Origin of the sequence: Streptomyces tubercidicus (assembly GCF_027497495.1) — a bacterium.
Classification (GTDB): domain Bacteria; phylum Actinomycetota; class Actinomycetes; order Streptomycetales; family Streptomycetaceae; genus Streptomyces; species Streptomyces tubercidicus.
Map to the genome: position 1 here is coordinate 7,146,873 of NZ_CP114205.1, position 24,064 is coordinate 7,170,936.

Below are 24,064 nucleotides of genomic sequence, written 5' to 3' on the forward strand. Positions count from 1 at the left end.
CGGGCGGGGTGGGGTCGGCGGTCATTAGAGCGCCGCCGCGAAGAGCAGGGAAGGGCCCCGGCCAAGAAATCTGACTGTCTGTCAGAAAAGCCTTGAAGTCGCTGTGCGGCTACTGCAACCTGTTCTCGTCGTGAGACGGGAGGACGGAACATGGGTGGTACGGAACATCTCTCGGTGGAGCGCGTCGGCGCGACACTGGTGCTCACCCTCAACCGGCCGGAGGCGAAGAACGCGCTCTCGCTGCCGATGCTGGTGGGCCTGTACGACGGCTGGATCGCCGCCGACGAGGACGACGAGATCCGCTCCATCGTCCTCACCGGCGCCGGCGGCACCTTCTGCGCCGGAATGGACCTCAAGGCCCTCGCGGGCGACGGGATGGCCGGCGAGCAGTACCGCGACCGGCTGCGCGCCGACCCGGACCTGCACTGGAAGGCGATGCTGCGGCACCACCGCCCCCGCAAGCCGGTGATCGCCGCCGTCGAGGGGCACTGCGTCGCGGGCGGCACGGAGATCCTCCAGGGCACCGACATCCGGGTCGCCGGCGACGGTGCCACCTTCGGGCTCTTCGAGGTCCGGCGCGGACTGTTCCCGATCGGCGGCTCCACCGTCCGCCTCGCCCGCCAGATCCCCCGCACCCACGCCCTGGAGATGCTGCTCACCGGCCGGCCCTACACCGCACACGAGGCCGAGCGCATCGGTCTGATCGGCCATGTCGTGCCCGAGGGCACCGCGCGGGACAAGGCCCTGGAGATCGCCGAACTGATCAACGGCTGCGGCCCGCTGGCCGTCGAAGCCGTCAAGGCATCCGTCTACGAGACCGCCGCGATGACCGAGACCGACGGGCTGGCGGCCGAACTCGCCCGCGGCTGGCCGGTCTTCGACACCGCCGACGCCAAAGAGGGCTCCCGGGCCTTCGCGGAGAAGCGCCCGCCCGTCTACCGGCGGGCCTGACCCTAGGGGGTGTCTTCCCGATCATGCCGGGCTCGCGGGGCGTGGCACGCACGCTCGCCGCGTTGTCGTCACTCGCCGACGCTCCGCGTCGACTCCCTCCTCCGCCTTGCGAACGCACGCACCACACCCCGCTCCCTGATCCGGCCTGATCGGGAAGACACCCCCTAGGAGTCCCGTATGTCCGAGGTCCTCACGGCGCCCCTCGTCGTGGAATTCCCCTTCACCCGCTCCCTCGGCCCGGTCCAGAGCGCCTTCCTCACCGGGCTGCGCGAGCGCACCGTCCTCGGTGTGACGGCGAGCGACGGCCGGGTGGTCGTACCGCCCACCGAGTACGACCCGGTCACCGCCGAGGAGATCCGCGAGCTGGTCGAGGTGGGCAGCCGCGGCACCGTCACCACCTGGGCCTGGAACCCGTCCCCCCGCCGCGGCCAGCCGCTCGCCACCCCCTTCGCCTGGGTCCTGGTCCGGCTCGACGGCGCCGACACCGCACTGCTGCACGCACTGGACGCGCCCGGCCCCGACGCGGTCCACACCGGCATGCGGGTGCGCATCCGCTGGGCCGCCGAGCGCACCGGCGCGATCACCGACCTCGCCTGCTTCGAACCGGACGACAGCCCCCGCGGCGAGGCCGAACCGGCCCCGCACCGCGGGGAGTTCGCGGACCCGGTCACCGGCATCACCACCCCCGCCCGGCTCGACTACACCTACGCGCCCGGCCGCGCCCAGTCCCGCTACCTCCAGGCCCTCACCGACCACCGGATCACCGGCGAGCGCTGCCCCTCCTGCCGCAAGGTCTACGTCCCGCCCCGCGGCGCCTGCCCCACCTGCGGCGTCGCCACCGACACCCGGGTCGAGGTCGGCCCCCGCGGCACCGTGACCACCTTCTGCATCGTCAACATCAAGGCCAAGAACCTCGATATCGAGGTCCCGTACGTCTACGCCCATATCGCCCTGGACGGCGCCGACCTGGCCCTGCACGCCCGGATCGGCGGCATCCCGTACGACCGGGTCCGCATGGGGCTGCGGGTGGAACCCGTATGGACCGAGCGCAGTCGCTTCCCCGACCACTACCGCCCCACCGGCGAACCCGATGCCGACTACGACAGCTACAAGGAGCTGATCTGATGCGCGAGGTCGCCATCGTCGCCTTCGGGCAGAGCGATCATGTCCGCGACAGCGCGGAGACCTCCGAGGTGGAGATGCTCATGCCGGTACTGCACGAGGTGCTGGACCGGACCGGCCTGGCCGCCCGGGACATCGGCTTCACCTGCTCCGGCTCCTCCGACTACCTCGCCGGCCGCGCCTTCTCCTTCACCATGGCCCTGGACGGCGTCGGCGCCTGGCCACCGATCTCCGAATCCCATGTCGAGACGGACGGCGCCTGGGCACTGTACGAGGCATGGGTGAAGCTCCTCACCGGCGAGGCCGAGACCGCGCTGGTCTACGCGTACGGCAAGTCCTCGCCGGGCGACGTCCGCGAGGTCCTCACCCGCCAGCTCGACCCCTACTACGTGGCCCCGCTGTGGCCCGACTCGGTCGCGCTCGCCGCCCTCCAGGCCCAGGCCCTGATCGACGCGGGACTCACCGACGAGCGGGCACTGGCCGGAATCGCGGCCCGCAGCCGCGCGGCCGCCGAAGCCAACCCGCACGCCCAGCTGCGCGGCGCCGTACCGCCCGGCGAACACCTCGTCGCCCCGCTGCGCACCGGCGACTGCCCGCCCATCGGCGACGGCGCGGCCGCCGTCGTCCTTGCCGTCGGCGACACCGCCCGGCGGCTGACCGAACGCCCCGCCTGGATACGCGGCCTCGACCACCGCATCGAGGCACACAGCCTGGGTGTCCGCGACCTCACCGACTCACCGTCCACCCGGCTCGCCGCCGAACGGGCGGGCGCCTTCCAATGGCCGGTGGACACCGCCGAGTTGCACGCTCCCTTCACCTCCCAGGAAGTCGTGCTGCGCCGCGCGCTGAAGCTCGACGCGCCGGACAGCACGGTCCGGATCAACCCGTCCGGCGGCCCGCTCGCCGCCAACCCGATCATGGCCGCCGGGCTGATCCGCCTCGGCGAGGCCGCCGCCCGCATCCACCGGGGCGAATCCGACCGCGCACTCGCCCATGCGACATCCGGGCCGTGTCTGCAGCAGAACCTGGTCGCCGTCCTGGAGGGTGAGTGATGAGCAAGGAGCCCGTGGCCGTCATCGGCATCGGACAGACCCGGCATGTCGCCGCCCGCCGCGATGTCTCGCTCGCCGGACTCGTCCGCGAGGCCGCCCGGCGCGCCCTGGACGACGCCGAGTTGACCTGGGCGGACATCGACGCCGTGGTGATCGGCAAGGCCCCCGACTTCTTCGAGGGCGTGATGATGCCGGAGCTGTATCTCGCCGACGCCCTGGGCGCCGTCGGCAAACCGATGCTGCGGGTGCACACCGCCGGCTCGGTCGGTGGTTCCACCGCCCTGGTCGCCACCAACCTCGTCGCCGCCCGCGTCCACCGCACCGTCCTCACCCTCGCCTTCGAGAAGCAGTCCGAGTCCAACGCCATGTGGGGCCTCTCCCTGCCGGTCCCCTTCCAGCAGCCGCTGCTCGCCGGCGCCGGCGGCTTCTTCGCCCCGCACGTCCGCGCGTACATGAGGCGCACCGGCGCACCGGACACCATCGGCTCCCTCGTCGCCTACAAGGACCGCCGCAACGCCCTCAAGAACCCCTACGCCCACCTCCACGAAACGGACCTCACCCTCGAAAAGGTCCAGGCATCCCCGATGCTCTGGGACCCGATCCGCTACTCCGAGACCTGTCCGTCCTCCGACGGGGCCTGCGCCATGATCCTCACCGACCGCACCGGGGCCGCCCGCGCACCGCACCCGGCGGCCTGGGTGCACGGCGGGGCGATGCGCAGCGAACCCACCCTCTTCGCCGGCAAGGACTTCGTCTCGCCGCAGGCAGGCAAGGACTGCGCCGCCGATGTCTACCGGCAGGCGGGTATCACCGACCCGCGCCGGGAGATCGACGCGGTGGAGATGTACGTCCCGTTCTCCTGGTACGAGCCGATGTGGCTGGAGAACCTGGGCTTCGCCGAGGAGGGCGAGGGCTGGAAACTCACCGAGTCCGGCGTCACCGAACTCGACGGCGCCCTTCCCGTCAACCCCTCCGGCGGGGTGCTGTCCACCAACCCCATCGGCGCCTCCGGCATGATCCGCTTCGCGGAGGCCGCCCTCCAGGTACGCGGCCGGGCCGGCGACCACCAAGTCGACGGCGCCCGCAGGGCGTTGGGACACGCCTACGGAGGTGGCTCCCAGTTCTTCGCGATGTGGCTGGTGGGCGCCGACACGCCGCCCGGCTGACCGCCGCCGGAGGCGGGCGCGCCCGGCCGGCGCGCCCGTCGGCGGATCACCACTCCACCGCCTCGCCACGTCCCCTGTCCGTCCCCGGACACAGTGGTTAGGCTGACCGCGGACGACGAACCGGGAGGTGCGGGACACGTGACCGACAGCATCACGGAGCAGCGGCTGGTGGGCGGGCCCAGGCCCGATCTCGATCTGACGCAGGCCGAGTGGCAGTCGAGCCCCCAGGGCGTGGGCGGCGTCCAGATCGCCTTCGTCGAGGGCTATATCGCGATGCGCAACCGCCGCAGCCCCGAGATCCCGGCGGTGATCTTCACCCCCGCCGAGTGGCGCGCCTTCGTCCTCGACGCACGTGAGGGCGCCTTCGACCTCACGTAGGGCGTGTCGCCCGAGGCGCAGGACACGCCCAGGCGCCGGGCAAGGGCGCGGGGGAGCGCCTGCGGTCAGGTGAGTACCACGCACCCGCGTTCCCGGAGCGCCCGGACCGGCTCCGCCTCGTCCGCCACGGTGTTCCACCGCAGATCGAGCTTCTCCAGCGACGGAAGCCGGGCGATCCAGGGCGGCAACTCCGCGACCCGGTTGCCGCGCAGATCGATCCGGCGTAGCAGCGGCAGGGTACGCAGCGACTCCGGGACGTGGGGAAGCGCGTTGTCCCGCAGCTCCAGCACCCGCAGTTCACGCAGCCCCGCGAGGCTCCCGGGCAGTGCCGTCAGCGCATTGCCCCCCAGCCACAGCTCCCGCAGCCGCCCGAGCCGCCCCAGCGACTCCGGGAGCTCGCTCAGCCCCGCCTGCTGCGCACGGAGTTCGACCAGCCCCGCCATCTCGCCCAGCGCAGCCGGCAGCCGCCCGAGCGGATTTTCGCCGACGTTGAGATAGCCGAGCCGGTTCAGTCCGCCGAGGGCGTCCGGCAGCGCGGTGAGCCGGTTGTCGTGCAGATAGAGGAAGCGGGTCAGCCCGGCGAGCTCACCGATCTCGTCGGGGACCACGGTCAGGGAGTTGTGACCGAGATCGAGGGTGTGCAGCACACGCAGCCGACCGAGTGCCGCCGGAACCTCGGTCAGCGCGTTGTCGGCCAGGATCAGCACCTCCCAGTCCACGCGCCGCCAGACCTCTGGCGGTACCGCGCTCAGGCCCGCCTTCCAGAGATTCAGAACGGGGGAACTGTCGGACCCGTGGAGAGGCATGGGCGAGATTCCTTCCGGAAGTCGGTGCCGGACCCGCTACGGCCAGCCGAGCAGTTCGGGCAGCGGGGCCGCCGTTCCCGACCGTCGGCAGTCGAGCGGGTGGTGCGGGCGGCGGCCGGTCAGCCAGGCCGCGAGGTCGGTGAGCGGGCCGGTCACGGTGAGCGTCGGCGCGTCGCCGGGGCCGTACTGCCGCGACGGCGTGTCGTCCGTGGCCGTCAGCACGAGGTGGATGTCCCGGGGGACGCGCGGCGCCATCTGGTCCAGGAGATGGTGGCACAGCTCCCGGGGCCAGTCCCGCGGGCCGTGGCCGATCCGGGCGTCCGCCGTGTGGATCTCCAACTCCCGCCACCAGGCCAGCAATGCGGAGCGCAGATCGCCGTCGCGGTGCCGCACCGGCCGCGACCAGTCGGCCGGACCGGCCGCCGCCCAGGCCGCGGACGCCTCGGCCAGCGCGACCCGTACGGCGTCCCGCAGCGCCGCCGCGTCCCGCAGCGCTCCCGCCTCGATCGCGGCGGCGCGCGCCGGGCGGCCGCCGTCGTACGGCTCGATCAGCGCACCGCGCAGCGCATAACGGGCCTGCCGGGCCAGGGCCAGCGCCACGCCCTCGATATGCGAGAGGACATGGGCGCGCGACCAGCCGGGCAACTCGCTGGGCTCCCGCACCCCGTCGTCGGTCAGAGCGGGCAGCAGGGCGCGCAGCCGCTCCTGCCCCTCCTCGATCGCGGCCCGTACCGCCTCGGCCGGCATCCTGTGCTCCGTCGTCGGTGTCACAGCAGCTCCTTCGTTGCGGGCGCCCCGCCCCCGAAGGCCGCGTGATCACACAGCAGTTGACGCAGGTAGTCCACACCGCCCCCTCAACCGGTTAATGGTGATCAGCGACGTTACCATTAGCCCCATGACCGCAACACGGCTCGCCCTGGACCTCACCGTCACCCTCCGCCACGACGGGCACGGCGGCATCACCGACGACCTGGCCGACCCGGAAGGGCTCGCGGTCTGGGTACGCGAACGGGCCGCGCCGCTGGACTGCGCCGAGCCGCCGGTCACCGTGGACGAGGCGCTGCACACCGCCGTACGGGAGCTGCGGGCCGCGGTCCGGTCGTTGTTCGCCCGCGCCGTCCGGCCGGGACCGCCCAGCTCCGCCGACGCCCACCGGCTGCTCCCGGAAGCGGAGGCGATCCGCCGGCTGAACGCCGCCGCGGCCCTGGTCCCCACGGTGCCCCGGCTCAGCTGGGAGCCGGACGCACGGCCCACGCTGCGGCTGCGGCCGGCCGGCTCCCCGCCGCCCGCCGACCGGATCGTCGCCGCACTGGCCCGCGCCGCCCTCACCTTCCTCGACGGGCCGGACCGCGCCCTGCTGCGCGCCTGCCCCGCCCCGCGCTGTGTGCGCTACTTCGTGAAGGACCACGCCCGCCAGGAGTGGTGCACCCCCGCATGCGGCAACCGCGCCCGGGTCGCCCGGCACCACGAGCGACGTCGGGGAGCCCGCGGCGACGCCCCGTAGGCTGGTGGCATGACAGGCGAACGCGATCTCCGGACCCTGCTGAGCGGGATGCGTCCCGAACGGAACGAGGGCTGCTACGTCTTCGCCAGCGTCCCCGGCGAGGTCCCCGAGGGGCTGACGCCGGTGGTCACCGTCTCCGAGCCCGAGGGCCGCACCCTCGTCGTCCACCAGGAAGAGGCCGATCGCGTGGGCCTGGCGTACGACTATGTCGCCGCCTGGATCACCCTGCGGGTGCACTCCGCGCTGGACGCCGTCGGACTGACCGCCGCCGTCGCCACCGCACTCGCCCAGGCCGGCCTCAGCTGCAATGTCGTCGCGGGCTTCCACCACGATCACCTCTTCGTGCCGTATGCCGCGGCCGACGAGGCGCTGCGCCGGCTGCGCGCACTGGCCGACCCGGCCTGAAACCACCGGCCACGGAGCGGGCGGCGGCCCCGTGCGCGAGGTGTCGCTGACCCCGACGTCGGCGCGGCGCGCCCGGCCGGGCCACGTACGATGGCGGCATGTCCTTCCTCCGCCGCCGCAGCGCAGCCACGCCCGCCGGGCCTGACTTCGACGTCCTCGCCATGGACCCCGGGGACTGGCCGGGCAATCTCGGAGCCGGGCTGCTGCCCGCGCCCGACGGGAGCTGCCAGGGCGTCTTCCTCCGCTACGACCTGTTCGGCGGCCGCGGCCCCGCGATGATCATCGGCAATCTGCCGGAAGGCTCCCCGGCCCGCGAGCTGGAGGACGACCAGGTGCCCTTCGAGGTGGCCCAGCTGCTCGCGGCGCTCGGCAACGACGAACCGGTGACGGTCGTCGAGAGCGAGGACACCCCCGTGATGCACGACGACAACCTGCTGATCGTCAAGCGCATCAAGTGCTCCGAGAGCCGGATCTCCTGCGCCCAGTTCGACCGCAGCGACGGTGTGCTGGTCACCATCGCCAGCTGGGACCGGCCGATCACCGACGACCTCTACGCCCTGCTCAAGCCGCTGCCGGCGGAGCTGTTCCAACAGGGCTGAGCCCGGAGCGGACATGATCGCGCCCGGTGGACGGGGGAACCGTCCACCGGGCGCGATGCGCTCACCCGACAGCCGCTACGAATCCGAGGACCGCACCTCGACATCGGCCGCCCGCACATAGCCGACCCGGTGCCCGACCTGGATCTCGTAGTAGACGTCCTCGCCGCGCACGATCGCGTGCTTGGTGACATCGAAGGTCGGCGAGTAGAAGTAGTCGCCCCGCATCCGGCCCCCGACGGCGTACTTCTGGCCGGCGGCGAGCTTGTACGGCAGCGGGGAGACCGCCTGGTACGGGACCCCGGCCGGGTAGGCCTCCTTCTCCGGGTACGCCCGGCCGTAGACCGGGATCTCCTGCCGGCCGTCCTTCGGCGTGGCGATCAGCCCCTTGGCGTGCACCGCCACCGGCTCGTCAGGCGGATTGTGGAACCACGCCTTCTGCCCGAGGTACCAGATCGCCGTCCAGTCGCCGGACCGGCCGGCCACCGCGAACCGCTGCCCCGTCGTGGCGCGGGCGCCCGTGTCGTTCACACCGATCGTCGAGTCGCCGCCGTTCGGATGCAGTCCGACGTCCTTGACCAGCGGCGCGTCCTCGTCCGGCGCGCTGTGGAGCCGGACCGCCGTGGAGCCGTGCGGTGCACAGCTGTCACCGGCCTTCACGCAGCCGGTGTACGGCGGCTGGTTCTCGTCGTAGTCGGGGCGGATGGTGACCAGCCCGCCACCTGGGCCCGCGGTGGCCTTGAACGGCTTGCCCAGCAGGGCGAAGTAGTGCGCCCAGTCCCAGTACGGGCCGGGGTCGGTGTGCATGCCCGGGATGGTGGCCGTCGTCGTGGCGGGCACATTGTCGTGCCCCAGGATGTGCTGCCGGTCGAGCGGCACGTCGTACTTGCGGCTCAGATACTTCACCAGCCGGGCCGAGGCGCGGTACATCGCCTCCGTGTACCAGGCGTCCGGCGCGGCCAGGAAGCCCTCGTGCTCGATGCCGACGGAGTGCGAGTTGATGTACCAGTTGCCCGCGTGCCAGGCCACGTCCTTGGTGGGCACATGCTGGGCGATCAGCCCGTCCGAGGAGCGGATGGTGTAGTTCCAGGACACATACGCCGGGTCCTTGATGAGCTTGAGCGTGGTCTCCCAGGACCCCTCGGTGTCATGGATGACGATGGCACGGACCCGCTGGTCCGCCGGGCGGTCCGCCTTGTCGTGGTTGCCGTAGTCACCGTCGCCGAACTCCTCGTACGGCGCCGGTACGGACTCGCAGGCGACGTGATGCGGGCACTCCGGTTTGCGGCCGGCGCGCGCCTCTGGGGCCTTGGTCGCCGACGCGCTGAGACGTTTCTGCTGCGCGGTGTCGGGAGCCAGACCCGGCGCGGCGGCCAGCGTCACCCGCTGTCCCGTGTCGGTGCGGCGGGCCTGGCCCTGGCGCAGCACCGCGTACACCTCGTCCGCGAACGCCTTTCCGCTGCGCGCACTGTCCTGGCCGCCATAGCGCGCCACCGCCGCATACCACCGCGCCGGATCGCTTCCGGCGGCCACGCCCAGCTTGCGCTGCTCCGCGGCGAGCAGCGCCGCACCGCCGAGCACATTCGCCGCGGGGTCGGTGCGCAGCTTCGCGGCCGGAATCCCGGTCAGCTTCGCGGCCGCCGGCAACGTCAGGAGCCGGGCCGGGAGTTCGGTGGGCAGCGCGGCTCGCCGCGCCGCACCGGACGGCACTCGCTTACGGGCCCGCGACCCGTCGCCGCGTGCGTCCTCGTCGCCCTGGCTGAACTCGGGCGTCCGCGTCACGGCCGTACGGGCGTCGGTCAGATGCATCGGACCGTAGCCCCCGGAGACACTGGGCGCGCCGCCGTGAGTGTCCCAGCGGGACTCCAGATACGAGACGCCGAGCAGCACACTGCGCGGCACATGGAAGCGGTCGGCGGCCTCGGTGAAGGCCCGTTGCAGCGTGTCCGTCCGGGGCTGCCCGGCCTGCGCGGACGGCGCTCCCGAGAGCGGCAGCAGCAGGACCGCGGCCGCGACGGCGGTGGCGGATTTCCGCAGGGCGGGGCGGGGGACTCTCTTCTCGTCTTCCGGGGCGGATCCTTGCAAAGCAACCTCCTTGAGCCGGCCCGAACCGGGGCGGTGTGACGGTGGGTGCGCAAACGGCCGCACGGGCGGGACCCGAGACTAGAGCCCCCTGTCGGCATAGAGCTATCCGTTTGCCGACGGTCCGTCAATCACCCTGCCGGTTCGGGATTCCGCATGTCAGGGCGTCTCCAGAGGAGCCTTCCCGCAGCGGTGCCGGGCCCGCGGAGCGTCAGTGGAATGGACCAATGCCCCGGAGCCATTGGTCCCGCCACGGCCCGCGGACGGCCGGAGAGAAGAGCCGGTGACCGGCATCGGAGCACATGGGTGAGCGGCGCACCCCGTGCCCGGGTGCGCCGCTCACAGTCCCCCCTCGGCGGTCAGCGGGTGCCGACCGCCGCCCGTACCGCACGCCGCGCCATCTGGCAGTCGTCGTGCAGTCGGCGCAGGAGCAGCCGCTGCTCCTCGCCAGCCGTGGGCACACCCGGGTGTCCCGGACCCGGTGTCCCCGTCGGCGCGGGCTCGCGCATGGTCCGCTGGATCGCCGTCTCATAGCGCCGGATCTCGCGGGTGAGCACCAGCATCAGATTCACCAGGAAGGCGTCCCGCGAGGCCGGTCCCGCGTTCTGGGCGAGCTGGCTGATGTGGCGGCGGGCCACCGGCGCGTCACCGAGCACCGACCACAGCGTCGCCAGGTCGTAGCCCGGCAGGTACCAGCCCGCGCTGTCCCAGTCCAGCAGCACCGGACCCGCGGGGGACAGCAGTACGTTGTTGAGCAGCGCATCGCCGTGACAGAACTGGCCCTGGGTGTGCGACAGACCGTGCATCAGCTTCTGCAGATCGCCCAGGTCCCGGTCGGTGAGCAGCCCCAGGTCGTGGTAACGGCCGATCCGGCCCGCGTAGTCGAGCGGGGTGTCGAACAGCCCGGCCGGCGGACGCCAGAGATTGATCCGGCAGATCGCGCCGAGCGCCGAGCGGACGTCCGCACGGGGCGGGGCCTCGGACGGATGCCGGGTCAGGGCCGCGACCCGGCCGGGCATCCGCTCCATGATGAGCGTGCAGTTGTCGGGGTCGGCCGCCACCAGCCGCGGCACCCGAACCGGCGGACGATGCCGGACGAATGCGCGGTATGCACTTATTTCCTGCCGGAACCTGTCCGCCCAGGCCGGAGACTGGTCCAGTAAACACTTCGCGACCGCGGTCATCCGCCCCGTCGTCCCGACCAGGAGAACGGATCTGCTGCTGCGGCGCAGGACCTGCACCGGGTTGAACTCCGGGCAGATGCGGTGCACCGAGGCGACCGCGGCGCGCAGCTGGGCGCCCTGCGGGCCGGACAAGTCGAGCCGCCCGCTGAGCGGTTGGGCGCCCAGCCCCTGCGCCCGCCGGGTACGGCCGCCGGGGAGCCCCGTGACCGCCCCCGCGGAAGGGGAGGGATCGAGATACGGCCCCCCTCCGCTGGGGTGCGGGCGGTGCGGCCGGGTGGGGACGGTCACGGCGGACGATGCTGCATACATGGGTGAGACAGATCCCTTCGTGCGCCGGCGAGTTGCGTGCGCTCCCCGGCCCGGTGGTGGGAACCCGTGAACGGGCCCCGTGCAGGAGGCCGATCCAGGGTCCCCGTGAAGGGCGCGCACCCTGGGGAATGCGGTCCCGCCACCAGGCCGGGGGCGGCATGTCTACAGAACACGTGGCTACGGGTGGCAGACCATCTGGCGCACCCTGGCGAACCCTGGCGAATCGACACAGCGCATGTCACGGGCCGTTACTGTCAACTCAGTCGAGGAACCTGGGGGCTTGACGTGGACAGGCAGCCGAACACCCGTCTCGCGGACCTTTTCGGCCTGGCCGGCTGGTCCAAGGGAGAGCTGGCGAGACTGGTCAACCGGCAGGCGGCGGCCATGGGCCATCCGCAGCTGGCGACCGACACCTCACGAGTGCGGCGCTGGATCGATATGGGGGAGACCCCGCGCGATCCGGTGCCCAAGGTTCTGGCTTCCCTGTTCACCGAGCGCCTCGGCCGTGTCGTAACCATCGAGGACCTCGGGTTCGCGAGAACCGGTCGCTCGGGGAAGCGGCAGGCCATGGACGGTCTGCCGTGGGCTCCCGAACGGACCGCCGCGGTCCTCACGGAATTCACGGGAATGGACCTCATGCTCAACCGACGCGGCTTGGTGGGTGCGGGCGCCGCACTCGCCGCGGGTTCCGCACTCACCGGCGCCATGTACGACTGGCTGCACACCGACCCGACACCGTCCGGCGCCCCACGCCACGACAACCCGTTCGCTTCCGACTCCCTCGACGAACTCGACCAGATCGGCCTCGACCGCTACGAGGCGGCCCCTGTGGGGTCGCAGGAGATCGATGCGCTGGAGCGCTCGGTCGAGGTGTTCCGCGCCTGGGACGCGGCCCGTGGCGGCGGACTGCAGCGCAAGGCCGTGGTGGGCCAGCTCAACGAGGTGGGCGGCATGCTCGCCTACCGCCACCCCGAGCATCTGCAGCGCAGGCTGTGGGGCGTGGCCGCCAATCTGGCGGTGCTGGCCGGCTGGATGTCCCATGACGTGGGCCTGGAGCCCACCGCCCAGAAGTACTTCATCATCGCCGCCCATGCGGCCCGCGAGGGCGGCGACCGCCCCCGGGCCGGCGAGGCGCTCTCCCGCGCCGCCCGCCAGATGGTCCATCTGGGCCGCCCGGACGACGCGCTGGATCTGATGAAGCTGGCCAAGTCCGGTTCCGGTGAGGAGACCCTGCCGCGCACCCGCGCCATGCTGCACACCATCGAGGCCTGGGCGCAGGCGTCCAAGGGACACGGCCAGGCGATGCGCCGCACCTTGGGCGAGGCGGAGGATCTCTTCGTCTCGGACAAGGGCGATGTGCCGCCGCCGAGCTGGATGCAGATGTTCGACGAGGCGGATATGCACGGTATGCAGGCGCTGGCGTTCCGTACCCTCGCCGACCATGACCCCTCGGTCGCCAGGGTGGCTCAGCACCACGCCAAGCGGGCCCTGACGCTGCGGGCCGGCGGCCACCAGCGGTCACAGATCTTCGACTATCTCTCGATGGCGTCGGCTTGCTTCATCGGCAACGACCCCGAACAGGCCGACCGTTACGCGCGGCTGGCGCTGGTGTCCATCGGGGAGAACTCCTCGCATCGCACCTGGGACCGGCTCCGCGAAATGTTCCGGCTCACGGGGCAGTACGCGAACTACGCCAACATCAAGGACCTGCGCGAGGAGATCCAGCATGTCCTGCCGAAGGCGAAGCCCAAGTCCAAGGGATCGGGCCTGGGCCCAGGCATCGGCACGGGCGTCGGGAGCAAGTTCCCGGTCTGAGGCGGGCGGTGACGCGAGGGATGACGGTGTGTCAGCCGCCGACCCGGGCGATCAGCACACATGCGTCGTCCTCGCGCTCGGCCGTGCCGAACTCCTCGACGACGATACGCACGCAGTCCTGGGCGCTGCGCGTGGCGGCGAACCGCGGTGCCAGGGCGAGCAGCCGCTCGGCACCCTCATGGGCGGCATCCGCGCCCTGCGCACGGCGCGGGACCAGGCCGTCGGTGTGCAGGACGAGGAGGTCGCCGGGCTCCAGTTGCTCGGTGTGCTGGGTGTAGGACGCACCCGAGGTCGCCCCGAGGAGTACGCCCTCGGGCGGGTCCAGCGTGCGCCCCGTGCCGCCGCGGAACAGCAGCGGTGCGGGGTGCCCCGCCTGGGCCCACTCCAGCGTCCGCGCGGCGGGGTCGAACCGGCCGCACACCGCGCTGCCCAGCGCCGGCTGGGCAGCGGTGTCCAGCAGTTGGTTGAGGAAGCCCATCAGCGGTCCCGGCCGGTGCCCGGCGACCGCCATCCCGCGCAGCGCACCGAGCACCATCGCCATTCCGGAGGTGGCCGTGACGCCGTGCCCGGTGAGGTCGCCGACGCTCAGCAGGGTGCTGCCGTCCGGGAGTTGCAGTGCGTCGTACCAGTCCCCGCCGATCAGGGCGCGGGTGCCGGACGGCAGATAGCGGCCGGCGAGGTCGAGGGCCACCGGGCCGCCGTGCGGGAACCGCAGGGAGCCGCGCCACGGCGGTAGCACAGCCTCCTGCAGCTCGACCGCAAGCCGGTGCTCGGTCTGCGCGATCTGCCGCTCGCGGTGCAGCGAGTCACGGGTCTCGCGTACCGCCTGCTGGCTGCGGCGCAGCTCGCTGACGTCCCGCAGCACGGCCCACATACACGCGGTACTGCCGTCGGCGTCGAGCACCGGCTCGCCCACCATGTGCACCGTGCGCGGACTTCCGTCCGGCCGCACGATGCGGAATTCGCCGTCGATCGGGCGGCCGTCCACCAGACAGTCCGTGACCATCGTGGCCAGCCCCTCCTGGTCCTCGGGGTGGACCAGGGACGGCAGTTCGTCGAGGGTGAGCGGGCCGTCCGCCGGGGCCCGGCCGAAGATCGCGAAGAGCTCGTCGGACCAGCTGACCTCATCGGTGAGCAGATTCCACTCGGCGCTGCCCACTCGGCGCAGCAGCGCGCCCCGCTCATGGGGCTCGGGCTCCGGCGGGGCGGCCGGCGACTCGGCCTCCGCTGCCCGGTCGTCCGTGCCCTCGGGGGGCAGGCCCTCTCTCAGCTGGTCGAGATGGCCGCCGAGGTCGTCGAGGTGGTGCACCGCGAGATCGCACAGGGCCCGCTGCCAGCGCAGCTGGGGGTCGGTGGCGAGATCGGTGTCCACCGTGGACTCCCGGCGGACCGCGTCGAGGCCACCGCGCAGGCGGCGGGCCTGCGTGATGAGTGCCTCGACCGTCTCACGCTCGGGGGGCCGGTCGGCTGAGTGATCCGCGAAGAGAGGGGACGGCATGACGTACTCCGTGATCAGGCGGCGCCGGGCTGAAGGGCCGGTAACGACTGTTGCACAGGCGGCGACGGTCCGTAAGGGATTTGGCACTACCCGATACGGTGGTGCATCCGGCATATGCCCCCGGCCCTCCTGGGTCGACCTCGGGCCGAATCGGCGGAATATCGGCTTCCACGCTAGGCTTCGGCCGCCGTACGCAGGCGTTCCCGTCGATCCATGGTGGGAACGAGGAATACGGTCCGTGGTCACCGGCAAGAATGCCGGTCAGCGGAAATCCCGTTGCCAGCCCGCCCCCCGCACCGGATGCTGACCTCATGTTCGATCCAGACATAGCGCCCAGTGGCACCCTGCTCGGCCTCCTGCAGCGAGGCCGCGGCGACGGGACCCTGCATGCCCTCGCGGCGCCGCGGGCCGAGGCGCTCGCGGCACTCAACGACAGCGTGCTGCGCGACCCCCGGCGTGACTGGCAGGTGGAGAACCGCTCGCTCTACTACGCACGCCTCTACATGCAGCTCGACGGCGGGCTTGAGCAGGTCGAACGCCATCTCTTCCACCCGGACGACCTGGTCGACACCGGCGAGGAGCGCACGGGCCTCGCCCTCGCCGTCCTCGGCCACCTCGCCGCCTACGGCAGGGACGCCGCCCGTCTGCTGCTGCGCAGCTATGCCGCGGCCGGCAGCAACTGGCGCTGGGCCCTCGACGAGCTTGCGCTGCGTGACGACGACGCCGGGCTGATGACCCTCGCCCCCGCCGTCCTCGCCCGCTTCCCCGAGACCGAGCAGGGCGAGGCCGAGCTGGCCGCCGCCGTGCGCGACGCCTTCGAGCCCCGGCCCTGGCGGCTGTGGGCCGAGGACCCCCGCTACGGTGCGCGGCTGGCCGCCGCCGGTGAACAGGGCTCCTTCGACCGCTGGCAGCGTCAGCTGCGGCCCAGCGGACCGCGCCCCGGCTGGAGCGTTACCGAGGTGCTGGCGTGGGCCCAGCAGGGCCTGGACCTGGAGCCCGCCGAGCAACGGCACCACGCCGCCGCCCGCTGCCTGGGCGCCGTCGCCGGCCCCGAGGACCGCCCCGAACTGCTGCGCGCCGCGCGCAGCGCCCCGGACGCGGCACGCGCCGCCGTCCTCCACCACCTCGCCGAGCGCGGCGACCCCGAGACCCTCGATCTGATCGAGAACGCCGCCGCCGACCCCTTCTCCTCCGACCAGCTGGCCTCCGCCGCGCTCGCCGCCTTCGCGCGGATGCGCAGTGTGGCCGCCGTCGAGCGCGCCCGCCTCTGGGCGCCCCGCCCGGACCGCCTCGGTGCGGCCGCCGCCGCGGTCCTCGCCCGCCGTGGCGCGCGGCGCGACGCCGAGCATGTGCTGGCCGCCCTGCGCAGGACCGTACGAGAAGAGGGGCCGGACGCGGACGGCCTGTGGGACCTGGTCGACGGCACCGGCCGCCTGGGCGTGAACTGCGCCGCCCCCGTCTTGCGCCACATCTACCGCGAAACCTCCTCCTCCCACCTCCGCGGCCGCGCCGCCGGCGCCCTCGCCACCACCGACCCCGGCTTCGCGTCCGGCTTCGCCGTCGAATGCCTGTGGGACTGCGAGGAAACCACCCGCGAACTAGCCGCTCGGCACGCTGCCACCGGCGATGACCGGGTCGAGGAACAACTACGGCGCCTTGCCGCCGACCCGGCCGAGGAGGACGAGGTCCAGACGGCGGTCCGTAGTCGCATTGGACCCGAGGGGTCCTGAGCTCTTCCCACGTTTCGCTGCGCTTTGCCTTTGCCCCACGTTTTCGGCCTCCCCGCCGTGGTGGTTGTTCGCCGTTGCGCCTGCGGCGGGCGGGTGGGTGTCGGGTGCGGTGACGGGCCTCCGGGGCCTGGTGTGTGGACTGCTTCGCTTTACGTCCACACACCAGGCCCCTCCGGCCCGTCCCCTCCCGTGGGGGGAGTGAGTTCAGGTGGGTGGGGGCGGGCGTCCGTAGGACGTTTCTCTCCTGCTTCGCGCGAGGAGTGGTGGACCACCGGCGTGCAGTCCCACCAGGGTTTTCCACCCACTCCACGGGAGGTGACGGGCCGGAGGGGTAGGGGTGTGGGACGTAAAGCGAAGCAGTCCCACACCCCTACCCCGGAGGTCCGTCACCGCACCCCGACAGCCCCGCGCAGCGGACCGGCCCGCCGCAGGCGCAACGGCGAGCAACACCCACGGCGGGAAAGACAAAGACGTGGGAAGACGTTCTCCGACAGGAAAGATCCCTTTGGCTCCCTCCACGCCCGGTGCGTCGACAACAGCCGTATGCGTGTCGTTCTCGTCACCGAATCCTTCCCGCCCGATGTCAACGGCGTGTCTCACTGCGCCCTGCAAACCGCCCGGCACCTGGTCCGGCGCGGTCACGATCCGCTCGTCATCGCGCCGCTCGGGGGCGCTTCGGCGGCCGCCGGTACGGACGAGAGTCCCTGCCCTGTCGTCCGGGTGCCGTCGATGCCGCTGCCTGGTTATCCGCAGGTGCGGATCGCGCTTCCTGGGCGCCGGCTGTCCTCGGCGCTCGACGGGCACCGTCCTGATCTGGTGCACCTCGCCAGTCCCTTCGTCCTTGGGGCGCGCGGCATGGCGGCCGCCGCCCGTCGCCAGGTGCCCGCGATCGCCGTCTATCAGACCGATCTGGGCCGCTACGCCCGCACTTATCTGGGCGGGGGCGCGGCCACGGCGTGGCGGCGTATCCGGGCGGTGCACGCCGCCGCCGACCGCACCCTGGCGCCCTCCAGTGCCGCACTGCTGGATCTGACCGAGCACGGCGTGCCACGGGTGCATCTGTGGCCGCGCGGTGTCGACTCCGAACGGTTCCACCCGGGGCGGCGCGACGCGGTGTTGCGCAGTTCGCTGACCGCGGGGCGGGAGCTGCTGGTGGGGTACGTGGGGCGGCTCGCGCCGGAGAAGGATGTCGGGCTGCTGGCCGAGACCTCCCAGCTGCCGGGCGTGCGCACCGTCGTCATCGGTGACGGCCCCAGCGCCGCCGGGCTGCGCACCACGCTCCCGGACGTCCGCTTCCTCGGCCGCCGTACCGGGGACGAACTCGCGCGCCTCTACGCCTCGTTGGACGTCTTCGTGCATACCGGGCCGTATGAGACGTTCTGCCAGACGGTGCAGGAGGCGATGGCCTCCGGTGTGCCGGTGGTGGCACCACGGGCGGGTGGTCCGATGGACCTGGTGGACCACGGCCGTACGGGGCTGCTGGTGACGCCCGGCGACGGCGGCGCGTTCCGGGACGCGGTGCGCCTGCTCGCGGACAGTGCCGAGCTGCGGGCCCGGTTCGGGAGCGCGGCCCGCCGCGCCGTCGCGGACCGCTCCTGGGAGGCGGTCGGCGACCAGCTGCTGGGGCACTACGAGGCCGTGCTCAGCGACCGGACGGCGGTGGCGGCATGAGCGCGCGACGCACCACCGGCACGGGTCTGCGGATCGTCCGGATCGCCAACTTCGTCACCCCGGCCTCCGGCGGGCTGCGCACGGCGCTGCGCGAACTCGGCGCGGGCTACCGGGCCGCCGGGCATGAGCCGGTGCTCATCGTGCCCGGTCCGCCGGGAACGGGCGGGGCGGCCGGTGTCCGCGATGAACTCACCGCTCAGGGGCGGGTGATCACCGTGCCGGGGCCGGAGCTGCCGGGCAGTGGCGGCTACCGCCTGCTGACCGACCGCCGCCGGCTGCAGCAGCTGCTGCACTCGCTGGCCCCCGACCGGCTGGAGGTCTCCGACCGGACGACGCTGCGCTGGACGGGGGAGTGGGCGCGCCGGGCCCGGGTGCCCGCGGTGATGGTGTCCCACGAGAGCGTGGACGGGGTGCTGCGTACCTGGGGCGTGCCGCAGCCGCTCGCCCGTACGGCAGCGGACCGGCTCAACCGCCGTACGGCGCACGCCTACAGCCGGGTCGTGTGCACTACGGAGTGGGCGGCGGCGGAGTTCGTCCGGGCCGGGGCGCGCAATGTGGTGCGCGCGCCGCTCGGCGTCGATCTCGATGCCTGGCACCCGGACTGCCGCAGCGCCGAGCTGCGGCGGCACTGCGCGGGCCGGGCGGAGGTTCTGCTGCTGCTCTGCTCCCGGCTGTCGCAGGAGAAGCGGCCGGGCCGGGCCCTGGACGCGCTGGTGGAGCTGCGGCGGCGCGGGGTCGACGCGGCGCTGGTGGTGGCCGGTGACGGGCCGCTGCGGGCGCGGCTGGAGGCCCGGGTGCGGGCCGAGCGGCTGCCGGTGGCGTTCCTCGGGCATCTCACCGACCGCTCCCGGCTCGCCGCGCTGCAGGCCGGCGCCGATCTCGCGCTGGCGCCCGGCCCGGCCGAGACCTTCGGGCTGGCGGCGCTGGAGGCGCTCGCCTGTGGCACGCCGGTGGTGGCGAGTGCGGCGTCGGCGCTGGCCGGTGTGGTCGGCGGTGGCGGGGACACGGCGCTCGACGACGGGCCCTCCTTCGCCGATGCCGTTCAGCGGGTGCTGTCCCGGCCGGAGGCCGCCCGGCGCGCCGCCGCCCGTCGGCGTGCCGAGGGTTACGGCTGGCAGCCCGCCATCGATGCCTTCCTGGCGGCGCACGACGCGTCCGCGCGCGTCGGCTGGCCGGTCGCCGCCGCGGCCGCGCCGCACCCGGCCGGCCCGTTGGGCGGGTGGTGACGGTGGGCTCCGAGAGCGTGCTGATACCGGCACAGGTGCCGCGCGGCGGGCCTGCCCCGGCCCCGGGCTGCTTTGTCGCGCTGGGTGATTCGCTGACCGAGGGGCTCGGCGACCCCGTACCGGGCGGCGGCTGGCGCGGCTGGGCCGTCCTGCTGGCCGAGGCGCTGGGCGAGCGGCCCGGGAGCATCCCGCTGGTGAATCTCGCGCGGAGCGGGGCGCTGGCCGCCGATGTCGCCGAACGGCAGCTGCCCGCGGCGCGGGCGCTCCGGCCGCGCTTCGCCTCGCTGCTCGTCGGGGCGAATGACACCCTGCGCGCCGCCTTCGCCATCGAGCGGGTGGCGGCCGCACTGGACCGGGCGCACGGTGCGCTGAGCGCCGACGGGGCCGTGGTGCTGACGGCCTGTCTGCCCGATCCGGGCCGGATGCTGGGGCTGCCCGCGCCGCTGGCCCGTCCGCTGGGGCGCCGGATGCGCGCCGTGAACACCGTCGTCCATGCGGTGTCCGCCCGCTACGAGGGCGTTCATCTGCACCTGGCCGACCATCCCTGGGTCACCGAACGCGCTGCCTGGAGCGTGGACCGGCTGCACCCCAGCGAGCGCGGCCACCGGTTGCTGGCCCGCGGCTTCCACTCGGCGCTGGCCGTCGTCGGCCTGCCCGCCGGACCGCCGCCCGCGCTCACCCTCGACGGGCCGTCGCCGACCCGCGCCGGGTCCGCGCTGTGGATGGCGACCCGGGGGACCCGCTGGGTCGCCGACCGGTGCACGGATCTGCTGCCCGGTCTGCTCGGTCTGGCGCTCCAGGAGTGCCGGCACGGGCTGGCCGGATCCGGGCGGGTGCTGGACGCCGCGGCCGACCGCGCCACCCGCTCCGCGCTCGCCGCGCTGACCCGGCCGAACGGCGCCGGGACCGGCAAAGACACCGGTACGGCGAAGGGCACTGCGACAATGGCAGGGTGACCGGACGCTGGGAGTTCTGGATCGACCGCGGTGGCACGTTCACGGACGTCGTCGGCAGGCGGCCGGACGGACGGCTGGTCACCGCCAAGCTGCTCTCGCACCATCCGGAGCGCTACCGGGACGCCGCGGTCGCCGGTATCCGGATGGTGCTGGGGCTCGGCCCGGACGAACCGGTGCCCGCCGAGCGGGTGTCCGTCGTCAAGATGGGCACCACCGTCGCCACCAACGCCCTCCTGGAGCGCAAGGGTGAACCGACGGCGCTGCTGATCACCGAGGGCTTCCGGGACGCGCTGCGGATCGCCTACCAGAACCGGCCGCGGATCTTCGACCGGCGGATCGTGCTGCCCGAGGCGCTCTACGACCGGGTGATCGAGGTGCCGGAGCGGATCGGCGCCCGGGGCGGGCTGGTCCGGCCGCTGGACGTGGACGCGGTCCGCCGGGCGCTGATCCGGGCCCGCGCGGACGGGCTGCGCAGCGCCGCCGTCGTCCTGCTGCACGGCTACCGCCACGCCGAGCACGAGCAGGCGGTCGCCGAGCTGGCCCGGCGCGCCGGTTTCGCCCAGGTCAGCTGCTCGCACGAGGTCAGCCCGCTGATGAAGCTGGTGCCGCGCGGCGACACCACCGTCGTCGACGCCTATCTCTCCCCGATCCTGGGCCGCTATGTCGACGAGATCGCCGTCCAGCTCCCGGGTATCCGGCTGATGTTCATGCAGTCCAACGGAGGGCTGCGGCAGGCCGCGCACTTCCGCGGCAAGGACGCGGTGCTGTCCGGGCCCGCGGGCGGCGTGGTCGGCATGGTCCGTACGGCCGCCGAGGCCGGCGGCGGCCACGACCGGGTGATCGGCTTCGACATGGGCGGCACCTCCACCGATGTGTCGCACTACGCCGGTGAGTTCGAGCGGGTCTTCGGCAACGAGGTCGCGGGTGTCCGGATGCGCGCGCCCATGATGAACATCCACACCGTCGCGGCCGGCGGCGGCTCCGTACTGCACTTCGACGGCCGCCGCTACCGGGTCGGCCCCGACTCGGCCGGCGCGGACCCGGGCCCGGCCTGCTACCGGCGCGGCGGCCCGCTCACCGTCACCGACGCCAATGTGATGCTCGGCCGCATCCAGCCCGCGCACTTCCCGGCGGTGTTCGGGCCGGACGGTGACCAGCCGCTGGACGCTGAGGCGGTCCGTACCCGCTTCGCGGAACTGGCCGCGCGGGCCGCCGCCGAGGCCGGGGACGACCGCGGACCGGAGGAGGTCGCGGCCGGTTTCCTCGACATCGCGGTGCTGAACATGGCCAACGCCGTCAAGAAGATCTCCGTCCAGCGCGGCCGGGACATCACCCGCTACGCCCTCACCAGCTTCGGCGGTGCCGGGGGCCAGCACGCCTGCGCGGTCGCCGACGCGCTGGGCGTCGACACCGTGCTCGTCCCGCCGCTGGCCGGGGTGCTCTCCGCGTACGGCATCGGGGTCGCCGACGCCACCGCGATGCGCGAGCAGGCAGTCGAGGCGGAGTTCACCGACCCCACGGCCGTCGACCGCGTCCAGGAGGTGTGCGACACCCTCGCCGCGCAGACCCGGCGCGAACTCCGCGACGACGGGGTGCCGGACGCATCGGTGACCACCCGCGCCCGGGTCCTGATCCGCTACGCCGGGACCGACTCCACCATCGGTGTCCCGCTGGCCGACGCCGACACCATGGCCGCGGAATTCGTCCGGGCGCACCGCGAGCGCTACGCCTTCACCATGGACAAACCCCTGGTGGCCGAGGCGGTGTCGGTCGAGGCGCTGGGAGCGGCCGGTGGCGCCGGGGACTACGAGCCCCAAACGGGAGACAGGGAAGGGGAGTTGACGCCCGCCGACACGATCCGGATGTACACCGGCGGCCGCTGGCAGGACACCGGCCTCTACCGGCGCACCGACCTGCGCCCCGGCGACACCCTCACCGGCCCGGCCGTCATCGCCGAGGAGGACGCGACCACCGTCCTCGACCCGGACTGGCAGGCGGCCATGGGCGAGCGCGGACACCTCACGCTGACCCGGACCCGGCCGCGCACCGGCCGGGTGGCGGTCGGCACGGAGGCCGACCCGGTGATGCTGGAGGTCTTCAACAGCCTCTTCATGGCCATCGCCGAGCAGATGGGCGTCCGTCTGGAGAACACCGCGCACTCCGTCAACATCAAGGAACGCCTGGACTTCTCCTGTGCGCTCTTCGACGCCGACGGCAATCTGATCGCCAACGCCCCGCACATCCCCGTACACCTGGGCTCGATGGGGGAGTCCATCAAGGAGGTGCTCAGGCGCCGCGGCGACGACATGCGGCCCGGCGATGTGTACGCGATCAACGATCCGTACCACGGGGGCACCCATCTCCCCGATGTCACCGTCGTCACCCCCGTCTTCGACACCGACGACGACACCCTGCTGTTCCTGGTGGCCTCCCGAGGCCACCACGCCGAGATCGGCGGCATCACCCCGGGCTCGATGCCGGCCTTCAGCAGCACCATCCAGGAGGAGGGCATCCTCTTCGACAACTGGCTGCTGGTGCGCGACGGGGAACTGCGCGAGAGCGCGACCCGCGAACTGCTCGCCGCCGGCCCCTACCCCTCGCGCGCACCGGACGCCAACCTCGCCGATCTGCGGGCCCAGATCGCCGCCAACGAGAAGGGCATCCAGGAACTCCGGCGGATGACCGAGCAGTTCGGTCTGGACGTCGTACGGGCCTATATGGGGCACGTCCAGGACAACGCCGAGGAATCGGTCCGGCGGATCATCGCCGAGCTCTCGGACGGCAGCTACCGCTACGAGACCGACAGCGGGGCCGAGATCCGTGTGGCGCTGACCGTGGACCGCGCCGCCCGCAGCGCCGTACTGGACTTCGCCGGCACCTCGCCCCAGCAGCCCGGCAACGCGAATGCGCCCAGCTCGGTGGTGATGGCGGCCGTCCTGTACGTCTTCCGCACCCTGGTCGCCGACGACATCCCGCTCAACAGCGGCTGCCTCAAGCCCGTCCAGGTCCGTATCCCGGAGGGCTCGATGCTCGCCCCCGTTTTCCCGGCGGCCACCGTCGCGGGCAATGTGGAGACCTCCCAGGCGGTCACCGGGGCGCTCTACGCCGCGCTCGGCATCCAGGCCGAGGGCTCGGGCACCATGAACAACCTCACCTTCGGCAATGACCGGGTGCAGTATTACGAGACCGTCGCCAGCGGTTCGGGTGCCGGTGACGGCTTCGACGGCGCGGATGCCGTGCAGACCCATATGACCAACTCCCGGCTGACCGACCCCGAAGTGCTGGAGTGGCGCTACCCCGTCCGCGTCGACAGCTTCGCCATCCGCTCCGGCAGCGGCGGCACCGGCCGCTGGCACGGCGGCTGCGGCGTCGAACGCCGGCTGCGCTTCCTGGAGCCGATGACCCTCGCCCTGCTGACCAACCACCGCCGGGTGGCGCCGTACGGCATGGCGGGCGGCGCCCCGGGTGCACTGGGCGCCAACTCCGTGGAGCGGGCGGACGGTGCGCACGAGGACCTGGCGGGCTGTGACGCGGCGGATGTCGGCGTGGACGATGTGCTGGTGATGCGTACCCCGGGGGGTGGGGGATACGGGGTGCCGGACGGCGGCTGACC

19 protein-coding genes are annotated in these 24,064 nt (G+C 73.0%); 14 read left to right on the forward strand and 5 right to left on the reverse strand.

From position 1 onward, the window contains the following. Positions 1-150 precede the first annotated feature (150 nt). The 5 genes from STRTU_RS31275 to STRTU_RS31295 all read left to right on the forward strand — a co-directional run bounded on the left by STRTU_RS31275 (position 151) and on the right by STRTU_RS31295 (position 4,669). On the forward strand, positions 151-951 hold the full coding sequence (locus STRTU_RS31275; protein WP_159748389.1) for a crotonase/enoyl-CoA hydratase family protein: 801 nt from the start codon (positions 151-153) through the stop codon (positions 949-951). Positions 952-1,128: 177 nt separating this feature from the next. Further along, on the forward strand, positions 1,129-2,076 hold the full coding sequence (locus STRTU_RS31280) for a Zn-ribbon domain-containing OB-fold protein (protein WP_159748391.1): 948 nt from the start codon (positions 1,129-1,131) through the stop codon (positions 2,074-2,076). Continuing rightward, positions 2,076-3,125 (forward strand): thiolase domain-containing protein, encoded by a 1,050-nt coding sequence (locus tag STRTU_RS31285; RefSeq protein WP_159748393.1) that lies wholly within the window; start codon positions 2,076-2,078, stop codon positions 3,123-3,125. Before STRTU_RS31280 ends, STRTU_RS31285 begins: the two co-directional genes overlap by 1 nt. Beyond that, positions 3,125-4,291: a thiolase domain-containing protein gene (locus STRTU_RS31290; protein ID WP_159748395.1), complete on the forward strand. Its 1,167-nt coding sequence runs from the start codon at positions 3,125-3,127 to the stop codon at positions 4,289-4,291. The genes STRTU_RS31285 and STRTU_RS31290 overlap by 1 nt, the downstream gene beginning before the upstream one ends. A 138-nt stretch (positions 4,292-4,429) precedes the next feature. Then, entirely contained in the window at positions 4,430-4,669 is a 240-nt protein-coding gene (locus STRTU_RS31295) for a DUF397 domain-containing protein (RefSeq protein ID WP_159748397.1), read from the forward strand. Between the two features lie 65 nt (positions 4,670-4,734). Here the strand turns inward: STRTU_RS31295 and STRTU_RS31300 are convergent, their stop codons facing one another. Together STRTU_RS31300 and STRTU_RS31305 are read right to left on the reverse strand one after the other, a co-directional pair. Then, a complete protein-coding gene (locus STRTU_RS31300) occupies positions 4,735-5,475 on the reverse strand; it encodes a leucine-rich repeat domain-containing protein (protein WP_174879006.1) in 741 nt (246 codons plus the stop codon). Between the two features lie 36 nt (positions 5,476-5,511). Continuing rightward, entirely contained in the window at positions 5,512-6,246 is a 735-nt protein-coding gene (locus tag STRTU_RS31305) for a maleylpyruvate isomerase family mycothiol-dependent enzyme (RefSeq protein WP_246241545.1), read from the reverse strand. 124 nt (positions 6,247-6,370) lie between these two features. Here STRTU_RS31305 and STRTU_RS31310 point away from each other — a divergent pair, with 124 nt between their 5' ends. The 3 genes from STRTU_RS31310 (at position 6,371) to STRTU_RS31320 (ending at position 7,983) form a co-directional block, all read left to right on the forward strand. After that, a complete protein-coding gene (locus tag STRTU_RS31310; RefSeq protein WP_159748399.1) occupies positions 6,371-6,979 on the forward strand; it encodes a CGNR zinc finger domain-containing protein in 609 nt (202 codons plus the stop codon). 9 nt (positions 6,980-6,988) lie between these two features. After that, a complete protein-coding gene (locus STRTU_RS31315) occupies positions 6,989-7,384 on the forward strand; it encodes an ACT domain-containing protein (protein ID WP_159748401.1) in 396 nt (131 codons plus the stop codon). 98 nt (positions 7,385-7,482) lie between these two features. Then, positions 7,483-7,983, forward strand: a complete 501-nt coding sequence (locus STRTU_RS31320) for a hypothetical protein (protein ID WP_042160224.1) — start codon at positions 7,483-7,485, stop codon at positions 7,981-7,983. A gap of 75 nt (positions 7,984-8,058) precedes the next feature. Here the strand turns inward: STRTU_RS31320 and STRTU_RS31325 are convergent, their stop codons facing one another. Both STRTU_RS31325 and STRTU_RS31330 read right to left on the reverse strand, forming a co-directional pair. Further along, positions 8,059-10,065, reverse strand: coding sequence for an N-acetylmuramoyl-L-alanine amidase (locus STRTU_RS31325; protein WP_159748403.1), 2,007 nt, complete (start codon positions 10,063-10,065; stop codon positions 8,059-8,061). Positions 10,066-10,421: 356 nt separating this feature from the next. Further along, entirely contained in the window at positions 10,422-11,555 is a 1,134-nt protein-coding gene (locus STRTU_RS31330; protein WP_159748405.1) for an aminoglycoside phosphotransferase family protein, read from the reverse strand. 285 nt (positions 11,556-11,840) lie between these two features. Between STRTU_RS31330 and STRTU_RS31335 the strand changes: the two genes are divergently transcribed. Further along, complete coding sequence (locus tag STRTU_RS31335) at positions 11,841-13,370, forward strand: DNA-binding protein NsdB (RefSeq protein WP_159748407.1); 1,530 nt, start codon at positions 11,841-11,843, stop codon at positions 13,368-13,370. Between the two features lie 31 nt (positions 13,371-13,401). Here STRTU_RS31335 and STRTU_RS31340 read toward each other — a convergent pair whose 3' ends face one another. Next, positions 13,402-14,868: a PP2C family protein-serine/threonine phosphatase gene (locus tag STRTU_RS31340; protein ID WP_159748409.1), complete on the reverse strand. Its 1,467-nt coding sequence runs from the start codon at positions 14,866-14,868 to the stop codon at positions 13,402-13,404. 311 nt (positions 14,869-15,179) lie between these two features. Between STRTU_RS31340 and STRTU_RS31345 the strand changes: the two genes are divergently transcribed. From STRTU_RS31345 to STRTU_RS31365, 5 genes are all read left to right on the forward strand, one after another. Beyond that, entirely contained in the window at positions 15,180-16,598 is a 1,419-nt protein-coding gene (locus tag STRTU_RS31345) for a HEAT repeat domain-containing protein (RefSeq protein WP_159748411.1), read from the forward strand. Positions 16,599-17,141: 543 nt separating this feature from the next. After that, positions 17,142-18,269 carry a glycosyltransferase family 4 protein gene (locus tag STRTU_RS31350; protein ID WP_159748413.1) on the forward strand — a complete coding sequence of 376 codons (1,128 nt, stop codon included), beginning with the start codon at positions 17,142-17,144 and terminating at the stop codon, positions 18,267-18,269. Then, on the forward strand, positions 18,266-19,495 hold the full coding sequence (locus tag STRTU_RS31355) for a glycosyltransferase (protein ID WP_159748415.1): 1,230 nt from the start codon (positions 18,266-18,268) through the stop codon (positions 19,493-19,495). Before STRTU_RS31350 ends, STRTU_RS31355 begins: the two co-directional genes overlap by 4 nt. A 35-nt stretch (positions 19,496-19,530) precedes the next feature. Further along, positions 19,531-20,451, forward strand: a complete 921-nt coding sequence (locus tag STRTU_RS31360) for an SGNH/GDSL hydrolase family protein (RefSeq protein ID WP_159749774.1) — start codon at positions 19,531-19,533, stop codon at positions 20,449-20,451. Beyond that, positions 20,448-24,062, forward strand: a complete 3,615-nt coding sequence (locus STRTU_RS31365) for a hydantoinase B/oxoprolinase family protein (protein WP_159748417.1) — start codon at positions 20,448-20,450, stop codon at positions 24,060-24,062. The genes STRTU_RS31360 and STRTU_RS31365 overlap by 4 nt, the downstream gene beginning before the upstream one ends. The last annotated feature ends 2 nt before the right edge of the window (positions 24,063-24,064 follow it).

What these genes read in the sequence shown, in the direction of transcription:
- STRTU_RS31290 (WP_159748395.1), top strand. Translation starts at nt 3,125, where the DNA reads ATGAGCAAGGAGCCCGTGGCCGTCATCGGCATCGGACAGACCCGGCAT.
- STRTU_RS31350 (WP_159748413.1), top strand. Translation starts at nt 17,142, where the DNA reads ATGCGTGTCGTTCTCGTCACCGAATCCTTCCCGCCCGATGTCAACGGC.
- STRTU_RS31345 (WP_159748411.1), top strand. Translation starts at nt 15,180, where the DNA reads ATGTTCGATCCAGACATAGCGCCCAGTGGCACCCTGCTCGGCCTCCTG.
- STRTU_RS31315 (WP_159748401.1), top strand. Translation starts at nt 6,989, where the DNA reads ATGACAGGCGAACGCGATCTCCGGACCCTGCTGAGCGGGATGCGTCCC.
- STRTU_RS31340 (WP_159748409.1), bottom strand. Translation starts at nt 14,868, where the DNA reads ATGCCGTCCCCTCTCTTCGCGGATCACTCAGCCGACCGGCCCCCCGAG.
- STRTU_RS31300 (WP_174879006.1), bottom strand. Translation starts at nt 5,475, where the DNA reads ATGCCTCTCCACGGGTCCGACAGTTCCCCCGTTCTGAATCTCTGGAAG.
- STRTU_RS31285 (WP_159748393.1), top strand. Translation starts at nt 2,076, where the DNA reads ATGCGCGAGGTCGCCATCGTCGCCTTCGGGCAGAGCGATCATGTCCGC.
- STRTU_RS31275 (WP_159748389.1), top strand. Translation starts at nt 151, where the DNA reads ATGGGTGGTACGGAACATCTCTCGGTGGAGCGCGTCGGCGCGACACTG.
- STRTU_RS31310 (WP_159748399.1), top strand. Translation starts at nt 6,371, where the DNA reads ATGACCGCAACACGGCTCGCCCTGGACCTCACCGTCACCCTCCGCCAC.
- STRTU_RS31280 (WP_159748391.1), top strand. Translation starts at nt 1,129, where the DNA reads ATGTCCGAGGTCCTCACGGCGCCCCTCGTCGTGGAATTCCCCTTCACC.
- STRTU_RS31320 (WP_042160224.1), top strand. Translation starts at nt 7,483, where the DNA reads ATGTCCTTCCTCCGCCGCCGCAGCGCAGCCACGCCCGCCGGGCCTGAC.
- STRTU_RS31355 (WP_159748415.1), top strand. Translation starts at nt 18,266, where the DNA reads ATGAGCGCGCGACGCACCACCGGCACGGGTCTGCGGATCGTCCGGATC.
- STRTU_RS31330 (WP_159748405.1), bottom strand. Translation starts at nt 11,555, where the DNA reads ATGTATGCAGCATCGTCCGCCGTGACCGTCCCCACCCGGCCGCACCGC.